We start from the raw sequence: 14,175 nt of genomic DNA, 5'->3' as shown, positions 1-14,175 counted from the left end.
AGCTTCAGGTCTACAATGAAAATCGCAAGCTCCGCGATGCTCGCATCGCTGTTAGTTGCCGGATGTGCGGCAACCACGCCGCCGGACATCCTTCCCGCCTTCAATCCGGCCGATCCCGCAATCGGCGTCCGTGATGCACACTACCACCCGGTCGTCGTCGACTATCGCCACCGGGAGCCGGTGGATCCGCAGAATTGGCGGCGTCTCAATGAAGAACGCTCCTCTGCAAACCCGGGAGCCGGATCATGAAGCGCCGGCCCCTGACCATAGCTGTGGTGGTAACCATCCCGCTGATCGCAGCCGGATGCACGACCAGCGGGCCCCTTGATGGCATCTCAGCCCCGATGGCCGGCTTCACGACGGTCGCGGCGCGCGCCGAATCCGTGATCGGCAAGAAAACCGTGTGGGTGCAATCCAGCGAGGAAGCGCGGGCGGTTTCAGAGCGCGTGAAGCGCCTCGTCCAGAAGAAGACGATCGGCCCGGACACCGCAGTGCAGGTCGCCTTGCTCAACAACAAGGGCCTGCAGGCTGCCTACGCCGAGATCGGCCTTTCGGCGGCCGAGATGTGGCAGGAATCGATGCTCGTCAATCCAACGATCTCGGTCGGCATGATCGGCGTCGATCCTGTGCGGACGATTGAAGGAGCTGTGGTCAGCAACATCCTTGCGCTGGCGACACACAAGCGGCGCGTCGCAGTCGCGGATGCACGCTTCCGTCAGGCCCAGCTCCGCGCCGCCGAAGAAACGCTACGACTGGCCGCGGACACGCGGCGGGCCTGGATCAATGCTGTCTCAGCCTGGGAGAGCGTTTCGTATCTGAACAAGGCGCAAGCCGCCGCTGACGCTGCCTCCGAACTCGCTCAAAAACTTGGCGAGACGGGCGCCTTCACAAAGACCGGCCAAGCCCGCGAACACGTCTTCTATGCCGAAATCACCGGTCAAGCGGCGGAGGCGCGGCTTGCCGCCCGCACCGCCAAGGAAGAGCTAACCCGACTGATGGGTCTATGGGGACCGGACCTCGATTACTCAGTCCCCAACATGCTTCCAGCCTTGCCGAAAAGGGCCAAGGCCAAACGTGCGATCGAGGCGGAGGCGCTAAAAAATCGCGTCGACCTCGAGATCGCGAAACTCGAGCTGGAAGCGCTGGCCAAATCCTACGGTCTGACCGAGGCGACGCGCTACGTCAGCGATCTGGAACTGCTTTCCGGCGTGGAGGTGGAACGCGAGGAGGCGGAGGAGGGCGGAACGGAGACGAGTGTCTCACCCACTCTCGAGCTCGAATTCGTCATTCCGATCCTCGACACCGGCAAGGCACGCCTGCGCAAGGCCGAGCTTGCCTATATGCAAGCTGCAAACCGGATGGCTGAAAAGGCGGTCAACATCCGGTCGGAGGCTAGATCGGCCTATGACGCCTACCGTTCGACTTACGACATTGCCCGGCACTATCAGAACAATGTTGTGCCGCTGCGAACAAAGATCGAGGCGGAGTCGGTCCTCACCTACAACGGCATGATCACCAACACGTTCGAGCTGCTGGCGGACACACGCGCGAAAATCAGCTCGATCATGCTTTCCCTCAATGCCAAGCGCAATTTTTGGCTGGCCTACGTCAATCTCGGAACCGCCATCCACGGTGGCGGCGCAAGCGCGTCCGGGGGCGGCGACGCACCGGCCGCGGCCGAAGCGGGCGCCGAAGGCCACTGAACTCAAGGAGAAGAAAATGCTTTCAAGACGCCAGTTGCTAGGCGCGGGAGCCCTGCTCGCCGGCGCCACTGCATGGACCAAAACCTCGGCGATGGGCTTGCCGGATGCGGCCGTCATGGAGTCACCGGACATGCAGCCGCCGATCTTCCCGACGAGCGGGCCCGACTACCAGCCGGTGGTGACCCTTAATGGTTGGACCCTTCCGCATCGTATGAACAACGGCGTGAAGGAATTTCACCTTGTCGCCGAGCCGGTCGAGCGGGAGCTGGCGCCCGGAACTACTGCGTATCTGTGGGGCTACAACGGTCAATCTCCCGGTCCGACGATCGAGGCGGTCGAAGGCGACCGTGTGCGCATCTTCGTGACCAACAAGCTTCCCGAGCACACCACCATCCACTGGCACGGCATGATCCTGCCAAACGGCATGGACGGCGTGACCGGACTGACGCAGCCGGGAATTCCGTCGGGCAAGACCTTCGTCTACGAGTTTGACCTCGTGAAGAGCGGCACCTTCATGTACCACCCGCACGCCGACGAAATGGTCCAGATGGCCATGGGTATGATGGGCTTCTTCGTCATTCATCCGAAAGAGCCGAAATTCATGCGGGTGGACCGCGATTTCGTGTTCCTGCTGAACGCTTTCGACATTGAACCGGGGTCGTACGTCCCGCGCATCATGGAGATGACGGATTTCAATCTCTGGGCATGGAACAGCCGGGTCTTTCCAGGGATCAGCCATCTTCCCGTAGCAAAGAATGATCGGGTCAGGGTCCGGGTGGGCAATCTGACTATGACCAACCATCCGATCCACATGCATGGCTACGACTTCGAGGTGACCTGCACCGATGGCGGCTGGGTCCGCCCGGAGGCGCGTTGGCCCGAGGTGTCGATCGACATTCCGGTCGGTGCGATGCGGGCGTACGAGTTCGATGCCAAATACGAGGGCGACTGGGCGATCCATTGCCATAAGTCGCATCACACAATGAACGCCATGGGCCATGACGTGCCCACGTTCATTGGCGTCGACAACTCGAAGCTCACCGATAAAATCCGCCGGGTCCAGCCCGAATACATGGCCATGGGTGACCGCGGCATGGCCGACATGGGCGAGATGGAGATGCCGCTTCCCGACAACACGATCCCGATGATGACCGGCTGGGGCCAATTCGGCGCCATCGAGATGGGCGGGATGTTCTCGGTCGTGAAGGTTCGCGAGGGCCTTGCCTCGAACGATTACGCCGATCCGGGCTGGTACCAGCACCCGGAGGGAACCGTGGCTTACGAATGGAAGGGCGATGTCCCCGCTCCGACGAAATTAGGCGACGCAAAAACGATGGCTCCGGCAGCGCACGGCGGTCACGGCAAACAGGGATGAGAAACCGAAACCCCTCAACCTCAACAATGAGAGAAAGTGCAGCATGAAACACATAATCGCAGCGACCGTCTTAATGGCGGTCAGTTCGGGAACAGCACTTGCCGGTGGAACCCATGCCGGAGGCCATGGCGACAAAGCCGCCACGATGCCGATCGGCAACCCTGGTGAAGCTGGCAAGGCAAAGCGGACTGTCAACATCTCGATGTCGGAGAAGGACGACGGGACGATGTTGTTCCAACCGGCCGTCCTCAGGGTGAAGAAGGGCGAGACCGTTCGCCTGAAATTCGTCAACAAGGGCCAAGTCGACCACGAATTTGTCATGGACGTCCATAAGGGGATCATGGAGCACAAGGCGCTGATGGAGAAGTTCCCCGAGATGGAGCACGCCGATCCCAACTCAATCCGGCTGGCGCCCGGCGCCAGAGGCGAGATCATCTGGACGTTCGCCAACGCCGGCGAATTCGGCTTCGCCTGCCTGATCCCGGGTCACTACGATTCCGGCATGAAGGGCGATATCACCGTCTCCAACTGACCGCCAAACTGCAAAGGAAGCAGATCATGACACTATTGGTAAAGGCACTCTCGACACTCGCGCTCATGCTCGCCATCGGCGGAAGCGCGCTCGCGCAGGAATACGTGAAGGGCGAAGTCATCAAGGTCGACGCCAAACAGAAGAAACTGACGATCAAGCATGAGCCGCTGACCAATCTCGATATGCCCGCCATGACGATGGTGTTCGTCGTCGCGGAGGGCGGTATGCTCGAGAAGGTCAAGGCGGGGCAGGCGATCGAGTTTACAGCCGACCGTGTCAACGGACGCATAACGGTCACCGGCATCAAGTGATCCGGGACCAGCGCCGCGGGTTGAAAAATAATCCGATGTCGGAAAATTCGCAGGCAGCCTATGCGGCCGATGTCCGAACTAGGCGGCGTAACACCGGCGGCGTAATTGCGCGGCCCAGTTCCGCGGCCCAGCGCCGCGTCGGTCAGACGGCGGGCTGGGCTGCGCAGACTTGTCGGATGCAGCGCAATCCCGGTTCTGATATCATGCCCGTCATGACGCTTAGGGCGAAGTTGGAGGCGACGAGATGAAACAACTCCTGGGAATTCTCGTCGCGAGTCTGATTGCGGCCACCTCGACCGGATCGGCTGCAGGAGCCGAGGCCGTCTCCGTTTCGCAACTGAAGGAGCATACGCACATCCACGGGCTGGCCGTAGATAGGGAGAATTCCGGCAAGCTCCTGATAGCAACGCACCATGGTCTCTTTCGCGCCGGGTCGGACGGAAAGGCAGAGCTCATTTCGCCGGTGCAGGATTTCATGGGATTCACTCCGGACCCATCCGACCCGAGGTCGCTTTACGCCAGCGGCCACCCCGCAGGCGGCGGTAATCTCGGATTCATCGCCTCGACCGACAACGGCGCGACATGGACGCAGATCGCGCCGGGTGCAGACGGGCCGGTCGACTTCCACCAGTTGACGGTCAGCTCGGCCGATCCTCAGGTTCTCTACGGCGCCTACGGCGGCCTACAGGTGAGCCGCGATGCCGGGAAGACATGGTCGGTGGTTGGACCGCTGCCGGAAAAGCTGATCGACCTTGCCGCATCGGCAAAGGACGCCGAGACGATTTACGCCGCGACGGAAGGAGGCCTGTCGGTCAGCAGGAACGGGGGCCTGACCTGGGAAACGGTCGTCGATGGCGCGCCCGTCAGTCTCGTTGAGGTGACGGCCGACGGTTCCGTCTACGCGTTCGTGGTGGGACGAGGACTTGTCCGGTCCGCGGAGGCTGCTCTGAACTTCGTGCCTCTTTCCAGCGGCTTGAGTGACCGAATCCTGCTGCATCTCGCGGTCGATCCGGCCGACAAGGATCGGATATTCGTGGCGTCTCACCAAGGTGACATCCTGGCCAGCACCGACGGCGGCGTCAACTGGACCGAACTCGGTCGTTGATGCGGTGACACAGTGGATCGTAGGATGACTGGAAAGCTGGCGCTGGCGCTTGTGCTTGCTCTCGCCGCCTTGGTGGCGGTCTGCGCGGTTCTTGTTTTCGGCGGCAGGTCGGGCGGGATCCTCAAGCCCGACGATGCCCGTGTCATCGCGCGCGGCGAGGCCGTTTACGTGGCGCATTGCGCCTCTTGCCATGGCAAGAACCTCGAAGGTCAATCGGGCTGGAAAGCGCAGGACAAGGATGGATTTCTTCCGGCCCCGCCCCACGACGAAAACGGTCACACCTGGCACCACCCGGACACACTGTTGTTCAGGATAACGAAACTCGGCGTCGCCGAAGCCGCCAACCTCAAGGATTACAAAACGCGTATGCCGGCTTTCGGGGGAATCCTGACGGACGCCGATATCATCGCGGCCTTGCCCTATATCAAGTCGCGCTGGCCGGACGACATGCGCCATCGCCACGACGACCTGAACCGCGTCTTCGCGCGGCGGGAATCGTCCGCACGATGAGCCGCATTGTGGCAGCACATCATCGCCGACGGGCAAGCTCCCGATAAAACGCCTCCGGCGTAACGGCGATCTCCGACGCAACATGATGCCAGCGTCCCTTGGGTGGCAAGACGCCGCCGTTGCATGCCATCCAGGCACTAACTCTCGCCGCGACAGATTTCAGGGATAATATCTCGGCCCGCGTCCGTGTCCGGTGGACCTCGCCTGCCAAGTGTCGCAGTAGTGCGGAGGCCAGCGCGCGATCGCTTTCGAGCACCGCCTTCGCCCTGGTGATCGGCACGGCGCGCACCATCGATTCCTCGGCTGCCAACGCATCGCAATGGTATCGATCCGCAAACAGCGAAGCCTCGGCCAGGATCGAAGTCGAGCCGGCACGCTGCAACGTCAGCTGGAATCCGTCAGGAAGTGCCCGGACAAGGCGCAGTTCTCCCGCGGTTACCAGGAAGAGCGACAAGACCGGGTCGTCCATACGAAACAGGACGCTGCCGGCAGGGAGAGATCGCTCGCGTTCCGCGAGTTCAAGGAATCGGTCGAAGAGAAGGTCCGACATGATCGCAATCATGTTTCAGTTCTTGCGGCTGTGTCAAACGTCGCAAGAAGAAGCGCCGGAGATCGCTCGATGAACTGCATCCCCATTGCCGTGCTGTCCCTCATGCTGATTTTGCTTGCCGTCCCTCACGGGCTGGCACAGCAGCATGGCAGCATCAACCATCACCAGGCCGCTGAAGGAAAGGGTCCAGCCACTTCGTCCTATTCCGGGATGGAGAAACGCAGCGTGAAAGCACTATCGGGCGAGCAGATAGCTGATCTCTTGGCGGGGCGAGGGATGGGTCTGGCGCTGGCGGCCGAACTCAATTCCTATCCGGGTCCATCCCATGTCCTCGAACTCCGGGATGCTCTTGGCCTCACCGATGATCAGGCGTCGCGGACCAACGCGCTGCTGAATCAGATGAAGGCAGAAACCATCCCGCTCGGAAGACGCATCATCGAGAAAGAGACCGAACTGGACCGCTTGTTTTCCGAACGGAAGATAATTTCGGCGCACCTCGCTGAGATGACAAAAACCATCGCCGACGTGCAAGGCGCGCTACGGGCAGCGCACCTGCGCTACCATCTCAAGATGGCCGAATTGCTTACCCCTGAGCAGATCCGCCGGTACTCACAGCTTCGCGGATACTCTGGGCAGGTCGATTGAACAGGGCTCCGCACGCACGTTTGGTTTCATCAGCGGACACTATTGCGCGACCACACCTTCCAAATAGCCGATGATGGCGGCGCGCTGGGCAGCATTGGGAACGCCCACTGTCATCGACGTGCCCGGAACCCTCTGGCGCGGAGCCGCAAGGAAAGTATCGAGGGTACCACCGTCCCAGACGATGCCGGACTCCCGCAGCGCGGCCGAATAGCGAGCGCCCTCGACGCTGCCGGCCTGTCGGCCGATGAGGCCCGAAAGATGCGGACCGGCTCTGTTCTGGCCGGGCTCCAGGCTGTGGCAGGCCCCGCAGCGCTGCCGGAACAGCCGCTCGCCGTCGGCCTGCTGCGCGGAAGCGGCGATCGGTAACAGCAGGCCGCCGGCTGCCAGAAGCGCAGCCAGGGACATACGCGCTCGCGTGATCGACGTGGCCGGGGATGCGATCGCTACTCCAACGGAAATAAATTGGTTGCGTGTCGTGGCTTGTGAATGGCTCATTGGATGACCTCTGCGGAACGTTGAAGGGAGGGGCTTTGCTGGTGGCCGGAAGCTTCCGGCAGGACCAGCCACTCAACAGCGACGGCGGCGGCTGGGTCGGGGAGGCACCGGGGAGGATACGGGTGACGACTTTCCCTTCGTTTCGACGACATCGATCGACCACGGCGCAACAGCGCGGGAGTTCCGATCGGGGGATGGGTTTCGGTCAAGCCGGCAAGGATCGCAGTCCGGTCGGAGGGCTCGTCTCGGGCACTGGCGCCGGGGCAAGCTGCTTGGCCATGTCGATCAGCGGCAGCCTGATGACCGCGCGAAGGCCGTTGCTGCGGTTTTCCAGCACGATGTCGCCGCCGTGGTGGCGGGCGATGGCGCGGGCAATCGACAGGCCGAGCCCGACGCCACCGGTCTCCCGGTTGCGCGACTGCTCCAGGCGGAAGAAGGGGGCGAACACCTGTTCCATATCGCCTGGCGGAATACCGGGTCCGGCGTCCTCGATCACGATGTCCAGGCTGTCGGCACTCCTGACCAGGCTTACCTTGGCCCGCTCGCCGTAGCGGACGGCATTTTCGACGAGGTTGCGGATCGCCCGGCGCAGAGAGTCCGGCCGGCAGCGATACAGCACCTTGGGCCCGTCGCTGACGGTGATGTTTTGGCCCAGCTCTGCGAGATCGTCGCAGAGGCTGCCGACCAGCGCCGAAAGATCGACGGTTCGCGTCTCCTCTACTGCTGCGTCCTCGCGCGCGAAGGCGAGCGCCGCTTCCGTCATCGTCTGGATCTCCTCGATGGTCTTCAGCATCTTTTCCTGAAGATCGTGATCCTGGACGAACTCCGCGCGCAGCCGGAGCGAGGTCAGCGGCGTGCGCAAGTCATGGCTGATCGCCGCCAGCATGCGCGTGCGGTCCTCGACGAAGCGCTGCAGGCGCTCCTGCATGCGGTTGAACGCCTCGGCGGTCTGGCGGATGTCGTCCGGCCCGGATTCCGGCAGCCGCGGCACCGCCTCGCCGCGGCCGAACAGTTCGGCGGCATTGGCGAGCCGTCGCAGCGGACGCGCGATTGCCTGCGCCCCAAAAATCGCTATCGCGGACAGGATGAGTGCGGTGAGCGCCAGCGATATCGCCGATTGCGTCGTCCAGAAGGCGCTCGGCATCACCTTGGCGTAGGCGGCGTTCAGCCAGGTGCTGTCATCGAGGCGGACGGAAAGCCCCATGCCGTTTGGGGCGCCGTCCATATAAAGGAACTTGGCAGGTCGGGTGAACGGGCTGCCACTGCCGGACAGGTCCAGTATGCGCGGCGGCACCGAAGGGTCGGCGGCAGCGACCGCGTTCGATGCCTGCCCGTTCATGTAGGCGGCATATTTGGCGGCAATGCCGGGCAGCGGCTTGGCGAGTTGGGTCAACGCCTCCTGTTGCCAGGCGAGGGGATTGCTCGGTCCGTCGTGCGAGGTCCAGAAGCGCGTATAGGCCGTGCCGCTGACGGTGAGGATGTCGGGTCGAAGCGAGGGCGGCGTCGTGTCCAGCAAAATGGCAAGCGAGGACGTGCGGCTGACGAACTCGCCCTTGGCCGCCGCCTGCAGCGCCTGCCCACGCTCGTCCCACGAGATCAGGAAGGTGATCGCCTGCGACAGGGCGAGCGCAAGCAGCACCAGCATCAGGAAGCGGGCCGCCAGGCTGCGTTTCCAGAACAGCATCATGCCTGGGCCACCTCCGCGGTGAAGCAGTAGCCGCCGCCCCAGTGCGTCTTGATCAGCATCGGATTCTTCGGGTCCGCCTCGATCTTCTTGCGCAGCCGGCTCACCTGGTTGTCGACGGCCCGGTCGAAACCGTCGGCCGAGCGCCCGACGGTGAGGTCGAGCAGCTGATCCCGGCTGAGCACGATCCCGACATGCTCGATAAAGGCGGTGAGAAGGCGGAATTCGGCCGTGCTGAGCGCGACCGCCACGCCGTCGAGCCCGACCAGCTCGCGGCGGCCGACATTCAGCGTCCAGCGGTCGAACCGAAGCGCGTTCGATTTGAGACGACCGCGCTGCGGCGGCAGGCTGTGGACGCGCCTTAGCACGGCCTTGATCCGCGCCAGCAATTCCCGGGGATTGAACGGCTTGGTCAGGTAGTCGTCGGCCCCGATCTCCAGGCCGACGATCCGGTCGACCTCCTCGGCCATGGCGGTAAGGAAGATGATCGGAACGTCGACCGTCCCGCGCACGTGCCGGCAGGCGGCAATTCCGTCCTCGCCAGGCATCATGACGTCGAGGACGATGAGATCGGGCAGGCTGCGGTCGAGCAGCCGCTTGAGCGCGGCCGTGCTGTCGGCGACGCTGACGCGATAACCTTGCTGGGTGAGGTATTTCCCGACGAGGTCGCGGATGTCCCTGTGGTCGTCGACGACCGCGATGTGCTGCGCCACTTCCATGCAATGCTCCAAAGCCGCCGCTGAATGGTCGGTCAGTATCGACGATATCTAGTTTGCGTCTACACGGATGATCACCTTCCACGCCATCGCAGCAATCGCGCAGGGCATCAACAAAACGTGAGAAGTGTAACGAAGTGTATCAGAGCGCTGCGCCTGCGACAGCTTGCGATGAACTGCCGGTCGTCGGGACAAGGTTCTGCGACAGCTTCCGCCTAACTTGGCCTCGTCGCTAGCCCGGACTTCCGGTCTTTGCCGCCAGGCCTTTCCGCGCGGCATCCGGACGGCGGTCCTCGCCAGCCTTTGATCGAAAGGATTGCACAATGGCCAGATTGATCATCAACGGCACGCCCCATGACATCGAGGTCGATCCGGATACGCCGCTGCTGTGGGTGATCCGCGAGCAGATCGGGCTTACCGGGACGAAGTACGGTTGCGGCGTTGCCGCCTGCGGCGCCTGCACCATTCATATAGACGGCGTCGCCACGCGCTCCTGCGTGCTTCCGGTGAGCGCGGTCGAGCCCGACCAGCAAATCACCACCATCGAGGGGCTTTCGCCGGACAGTTCACATCCGGTCCAGCAGGCTTGGCTGGCGCTCGATGTGCCGCAATGCGGCTATTGCCAGGCCGGCATGATCATGGCTGCGGCGGGTCTGCTCATGCAGAACCCGAACCCCGCTGACGAGGACATCAACGCCGAGATCACCAATATCTGCCGATGCGGCACCTACAACCGGGTGCGCGCCGCGATCAAGCTGGCCGCCAAAGGCGGCGAAGCCACGCAACGCGGTTGAGGAGAACAGCCATGAACGCCATAATTTCCATCTCCCGCCGCAGCTTCATCATCGGCGTGGCCTCCACGGCCGGCAGTCTGTCCCTCGGATTCAACGTGCCGTTCATCAAGCCGGCGCTTGCCGAGGGCGCCGAGACGGCGCCGGAGATCAATGCCTGGGTAGTAATCAGGCCTGACGACACGGTGGTCATCCGCATCGCCCGCTCCGAGATGGGGCAGGGCACGCTGACCGGCTTGGCGCAACTCGTCGCCGAGGAGCTGAATTGCGACTGGTCCAAGGTCACGACCGAATATCCGTCACCGGCCCAGAACCTCGCGCGCGACCGCGTGTGGGGCAATTTCTCGACCGGTGGCAGCCGCGGCATCCGCGAATCGCACGAATATGTGCGCATCGGTGGCGCTATCGCGCGCGAGATGCTGATTGCCGCCGCGGCCGCCGAATGGGGCGTGCCGGCCCGCGAATGCACCGCAAGGATGGGCGTGGTCACGCATGCAGCATCAGATCGCGCCACCTTTTATGGACAGTTGGCCGCCGCCGCCGCGCGGATGACCCCGCCCGCCAACGTCACGCTGAAGGACCCGAAGGATTGGACTATAGCCGGCAAGCCGCTGCCGCGGCTTGATACGGCCGACAAGCTTAACGGCAGCCAGATCTACGGCGTCGACCTCAAGCTGCCGAACATGCTCAACGCGGCGATCCGGGCCTGCCCGTATTTCGGCGGCAAGGTGGAGAGCTTCGACGCGGCGGCGGTCGCAGGCATGCCCGGCGTGCGCACCGTCGTTCAGGTCGACGAAACCGCCGTTGCCGTTGTCGCCGACACGTGGTGGCGGGCGAAGACCGCTCTCGATGCCCTGCCGGTCGTCTGGGACGAAGGTCCGAACAGGCAGGTCACCAGCGCCTCGATCGCGGCGATGCTGGAAGAGGGCCTCGCCGCAAATGATGCCTTCATTGGCGCCGAGCAAGGTGACGCGGGTGCCGCCCTGTCCGCCGCCGGCCGGACGGTCACGGCGACCTATGCCTACCCCTATCAGAACCACGCGACCATGGAGCCGATGAACGCGACGGCGCTCTACACGCCGGAGCGCTGCGAGGTATGGGTGCCGACCCAAAATGGCGAGGCGAGTCTGGCTGCAGCGGCCGAGGCCGCCGGCCTCCCGGTGCAGCAATGCGAGGTGCACAAGATCCATCTCGGCGGCGGCTTCGGCCGGCGCGGCAACTTCCAGGACTATGTGCGCCAGGCGGTCAGCATTGCCAAGCAGGTGCCGGGAGCGCCCGTAAAGCTCATGTGGTCGCGCGAAGAGGATATGCTGCACGGCGCCTATCACCCGACCACCCGATGCCGGCTGACGGGCGCGCTTGACGCGGACGGCAACCTGACCGCTCTGCACATGCGCATATCCGGCCAGTCGATCCTTGCCGCGGTGCGGCCGGAAGGCATGCAGAACGGTATGGACCCGGTGGTCTTTCAGGGTCTCGTCCTCAGCGGCACGGAAGGCACGCTGGGATATGCGGTGGACAATCTGCTTGTCGACCATGCGATGCGCAACCCGCCGATCCCGCCAGGCTTCTGGCGCGGCGTGAACCTCAACCAGAACGCGCTCTACGTCGAGTGTTTCATGGACGAGCTCGCCCATGCGGCCGGTGTTGACCCGCTCGCCTTCCGACGCAAGCTGATGGCCAACCATCCAAAACACCTCGCCGTGCTGGAGGCGGTTGCCGAACGGATCGGCTGGGACACCCCGCCCGCGGCAGGCGTTCATCGCGGCCTGGCGCAGATCATGGGCTTCGGCAGTTATGTCGCGGCGGCAGCGGAGGTTTCGGTCATCGACGGGCAGCTCAAGATCCATCGTATCGTGGCGGCGACCGATCCGGGTCACGTCGTCAACCCCGCACAAGTGGAGCGGCAGGTCGAGGGCTCCTTCGTCTACGGCCTTTCCGCCTGCATTTACGGCGAGTGCACCGTCAATGGCGGCCGCATGGAGCAGGAGAACTTCGACAGCTACGAGGTTCTGCGCATGGCCGAGATGCCGGAGGTGGAGACGATCATACTGCCGTCCGGCGGCTTCTGGGGCGGCGTCGGCGAGCCGACTATCGCTGTCGCCGCGCCGGCCGTCCTCAATGCGATCTTCGCCGCCACCGGAAAGCGCATCCGCACGCTGCCGTTGAAAAACCATGACCTCGCATGACATGAGGCGCTCGAAGAACAGGCGCGGCGGACGATCTTTCGTGCCTGTTCTGCTTGCGGCGCTCGTCGCCAGTGCGCCGGCGTGGGCCGACGCGGCGCCCGGTGCGACGGCATGCACCGGCTGTCACGGGCCGGCGGCGCTCGGCTCAGCCATGCCTTCGCTCGACGGCCATGCGGCGGACGACATCGTCGCCCAGATGCAAGCCTTCCGTTCCGGTGAGCGCAAGGCGACGGTCATGGACCGGATCGCCAGGGGATTTACCGAGGAGGAGACGCGCGCCATCGCCGAATGGCTCGCCAAACCAGAGGCGGCGCGACATGCCCAACCGTAGAGCCTTGATCGGCGGTGCGGCGGCCAGCGTCGCCGCGGCCGTCCTTGCGCGCCGCAGGTACGCGCACAGGCGCAGCCCCGTGTGATCGTCATCGGCGGCGGCTTTGCCGGGGCAAGCTGCGCACGCGCATTGAAACAGCTGGATCGCGACCTTGCCGTGACGCTGATCGAGCCAGAGACCGCCTATCTGGCCTGTCCGTTCAGCAATGCCGTGCTTACAGGGCTGCGCGACATCGAGGCGCAGACCTTCAGCTACGATCAGTTCGGCGACATCGGGCTCATCCGCAGGCGCGCTGTCGCCGTCGATGCCGAGCGCCGGCGCGTTCGGCTGGATGACGGTACAGACATCGGCTACGTCCGGCTGGTGCTGGCGCCCGGCGTCGACCTGCGCTTCGACGCGTTGCCGGGCTACGACGAGGCGGCGGCGGAGATCATGCCGCATGCCTGGAAGGCGGGGCCACAGACGCTGCTGCCGCGCGACCAGCTGGCGGCGATGCCGGACGGTGGGGTCATCATCCTCTTCGCGCCAGCCAATCCGTTCCGCTGCCCGCCCGGTCCCTACGAGCGGGCAAGCCTGATCGCGCATTACCTCAAGACCAGCAAGCCACGCTCCAAGCTGATCATCCTCGACGCCAAGGACGCCTTTTCGAAGCAGCGGCTGTTCGAAGCGGCCTGGCGAGAGCTCTATCCCGGCTTGATCGAATGGGTGCCGCTGTCCTCGGGCGGCAGGGTGACGGAAGTCGACCCGGCGACAAGGACGCTGGTGACCGAGTTCGGCAATCTCGCCAACGTGATCCCGCCGCAGCGCGCGGGCAGGATCGCGCAGTCGGCCGGTGTCGCGGATCAGACGGGCTGGTGCCCGATGGACCCGGTCACCTTGAGTCCCGCCTGCAGCCGGGGATCCACGTCATCGGCGACGCGGCGATCGGCGGAGCGATGCCGAAATCCGCCTTCAGCGCCAACGCCCAGGCAAAAGCCTGCGCTGCGGCGGTAGCCGCCCTGGTCAGGGAGCGGCAGCCGGCGCAGCCGAAGCTCATCAACACCTGCTACAGCCTGGTCGCGCCCGGCTACGGCATCTCCATCGCCGGCGTCTACCAGCCGCGCGACGGCCTGCTTGCCGAGGTGGAAGGTGCGGGCGGCACCAGCCCGCTCGAAGCGCCGCTTTCCGTCCGCGAACTGGAGGCGGCCTATGCGGAGGACTGGTTCCGGACGATCACCAGTGAAGTGTTCGGATGACGA

15 protein-coding genes and 1 pseudogene are annotated in these 14,175 nt (G+C 64.0%); 12 read left to right on the top strand and 4 right to left on the bottom strand.

All coding sequences use genetic code 11. The annotated features are described in order from the left end of the window. Positions 1-15 precede the first annotated feature (15 nt). The 7 genes from CIT31_RS24765 to CIT31_RS24735 all read left to right on the top strand — a co-directional run bounded on the left by CIT31_RS24765 (position 16) and on the right by CIT31_RS24735 (position 5,536). Positions 16-249 (top strand): hypothetical protein, encoded by a 234-nt coding sequence (locus tag CIT31_RS24765; protein ID WP_095520757.1) that lies wholly within the window; start codon positions 16-18, stop codon positions 247-249. Next, positions 246-1,703: a TolC family protein gene (locus CIT31_RS24760; protein ID WP_095520756.1), complete on the top strand. Its 1,458-nt coding sequence runs from the start codon at positions 246-248 to the stop codon at positions 1,701-1,703. Before CIT31_RS24765 ends, CIT31_RS24760 begins: the two co-directional genes overlap by 4 nt. A 16-nt stretch (positions 1,704-1,719) precedes the next feature. After that, positions 1,720-3,078, top strand: coding sequence for a multicopper oxidase family protein (locus tag CIT31_RS24755; protein WP_095520800.1), 1,359 nt, complete (start codon positions 1,720-1,722; stop codon positions 3,076-3,078). A gap of 43 nt (positions 3,079-3,121) precedes the next feature. Next, positions 3,122-3,610, top strand: a complete 489-nt coding sequence (locus tag CIT31_RS24750; protein ID WP_095520755.1) for a cupredoxin domain-containing protein — start codon at positions 3,122-3,124, stop codon at positions 3,608-3,610. Between the two features lie 26 nt (positions 3,611-3,636). Then, positions 3,637-3,921, top strand: a complete 285-nt coding sequence (locus tag CIT31_RS24745; protein ID WP_065009385.1) for a copper-binding protein — start codon at positions 3,637-3,639, stop codon at positions 3,919-3,921. A gap of 244 nt (positions 3,922-4,165) precedes the next feature. Continuing rightward, a complete protein-coding gene (locus CIT31_RS24740) occupies positions 4,166-5,026 on the top strand; it encodes a WD40/YVTN/BNR-like repeat-containing protein (protein ID WP_095520754.1) in 861 nt (286 codons plus the stop codon). Between the two features lie 24 nt (positions 5,027-5,050). Next, positions 5,051-5,536, top strand: a complete 486-nt coding sequence (locus CIT31_RS24735; protein WP_245316445.1) for a c-type cytochrome — start codon at positions 5,051-5,053, stop codon at positions 5,534-5,536. Positions 5,537-5,555: 19 nt separating this feature from the next. On the opposite strand, the gene CIT31_RS24730 is transcribed toward CIT31_RS24735, so the two are convergent. After that, positions 5,556-6,086 carry a Crp/Fnr family transcriptional regulator gene (locus CIT31_RS24730; RefSeq protein WP_165778546.1) on the bottom strand — a complete coding sequence of 177 codons (531 nt, stop codon included), beginning with the start codon at positions 6,084-6,086 and terminating at the stop codon, positions 5,556-5,558. Between the two features lie 69 nt (positions 6,087-6,155). Here CIT31_RS24730 and CIT31_RS24725 point away from each other — a divergent pair, with 69 nt between their 5' ends. Further along, positions 6,156-6,731: a Spy/CpxP family protein refolding chaperone gene (locus tag CIT31_RS24725; protein WP_095520752.1), complete on the top strand. Its 576-nt coding sequence runs from the start codon at positions 6,156-6,158 to the stop codon at positions 6,729-6,731. A gap of 39 nt (positions 6,732-6,770) precedes the next feature. Here CIT31_RS24725 and CIT31_RS24720 read toward each other — a convergent pair whose 3' ends face one another. The 3 genes from CIT31_RS24720 to CIT31_RS24710 all read right to left on the bottom strand — a co-directional run bounded on the left by CIT31_RS24720 (position 6,771) and on the right by CIT31_RS24710 (position 9,629). Then, complete coding sequence (locus CIT31_RS24720) at positions 6,771-7,136, bottom strand: c-type cytochrome (RefSeq protein ID WP_165778545.1); 366 nt, start codon at positions 7,134-7,136, stop codon at positions 6,771-6,773. A 295-nt stretch (positions 7,137-7,431) separates the two neighbouring features. Beyond that, positions 7,432-8,913 (bottom strand): ATP-binding protein, encoded by a 1,482-nt coding sequence (locus CIT31_RS24715; RefSeq protein ID WP_101918713.1) that lies wholly within the window; start codon positions 8,911-8,913, stop codon positions 7,432-7,434. Beyond that, positions 8,910-9,629 carry a response regulator gene (locus tag CIT31_RS24710; protein ID WP_023798507.1) on the bottom strand — a complete coding sequence of 240 codons (720 nt, stop codon included), beginning with the start codon at positions 9,627-9,629 and terminating at the stop codon, positions 8,910-8,912. Before CIT31_RS24710 ends, CIT31_RS24715 begins: the two co-directional genes overlap by 4 nt. Positions 9,630-9,949: 320 nt before the next feature. On the opposite strand from CIT31_RS24710, the gene CIT31_RS24705 reads away from it, so the two are divergent. The 4 genes and pseudogenes from CIT31_RS24705 (at position 9,950) to CIT31_RS24690 (ending at position 14,172) form a co-directional block, all read left to right on the top strand. Continuing rightward, positions 9,950-10,420 (top strand): (2Fe-2S)-binding protein, encoded by a 471-nt coding sequence (locus CIT31_RS24705; RefSeq protein ID WP_095520750.1) that lies wholly within the window; start codon positions 9,950-9,952, stop codon positions 10,418-10,420. An 11-nt stretch (positions 10,421-10,431) separates the two neighbouring features. After that, positions 10,432-12,606, top strand: a complete 2,175-nt coding sequence (locus tag CIT31_RS24700) for a xanthine dehydrogenase family protein molybdopterin-binding subunit (protein ID WP_095520749.1) — start codon at positions 10,432-10,434, stop codon at positions 12,604-12,606. Beyond that, complete coding sequence (locus CIT31_RS24695; protein WP_245316444.1) at positions 12,593-12,937, top strand: c-type cytochrome; 345 nt, start codon at positions 12,593-12,595, stop codon at positions 12,935-12,937. Before CIT31_RS24700 ends, CIT31_RS24695 begins: the two co-directional genes overlap by 14 nt. Next, positions 12,924-14,172, top strand: a pseudogene (locus tag CIT31_RS24690) (FCSD flavin-binding domain-containing protein). The gene CIT31_RS24695 and the pseudogene CIT31_RS24690 overlap by 14 nt, the downstream one beginning before the upstream one ends. Positions 14,173-14,175: the final 3 nt, after the last annotated feature.

Origin of the sequence: Mesorhizobium wenxiniae, from assembly GCF_002284535.1 — a bacterium.
Classification (GTDB): domain Bacteria; phylum Pseudomonadota; class Alphaproteobacteria; order Rhizobiales; family Rhizobiaceae; genus Mesorhizobium; species Mesorhizobium wenxiniae.
This window is presented reverse-complemented; position numbering and strand designations above follow the sequence as displayed.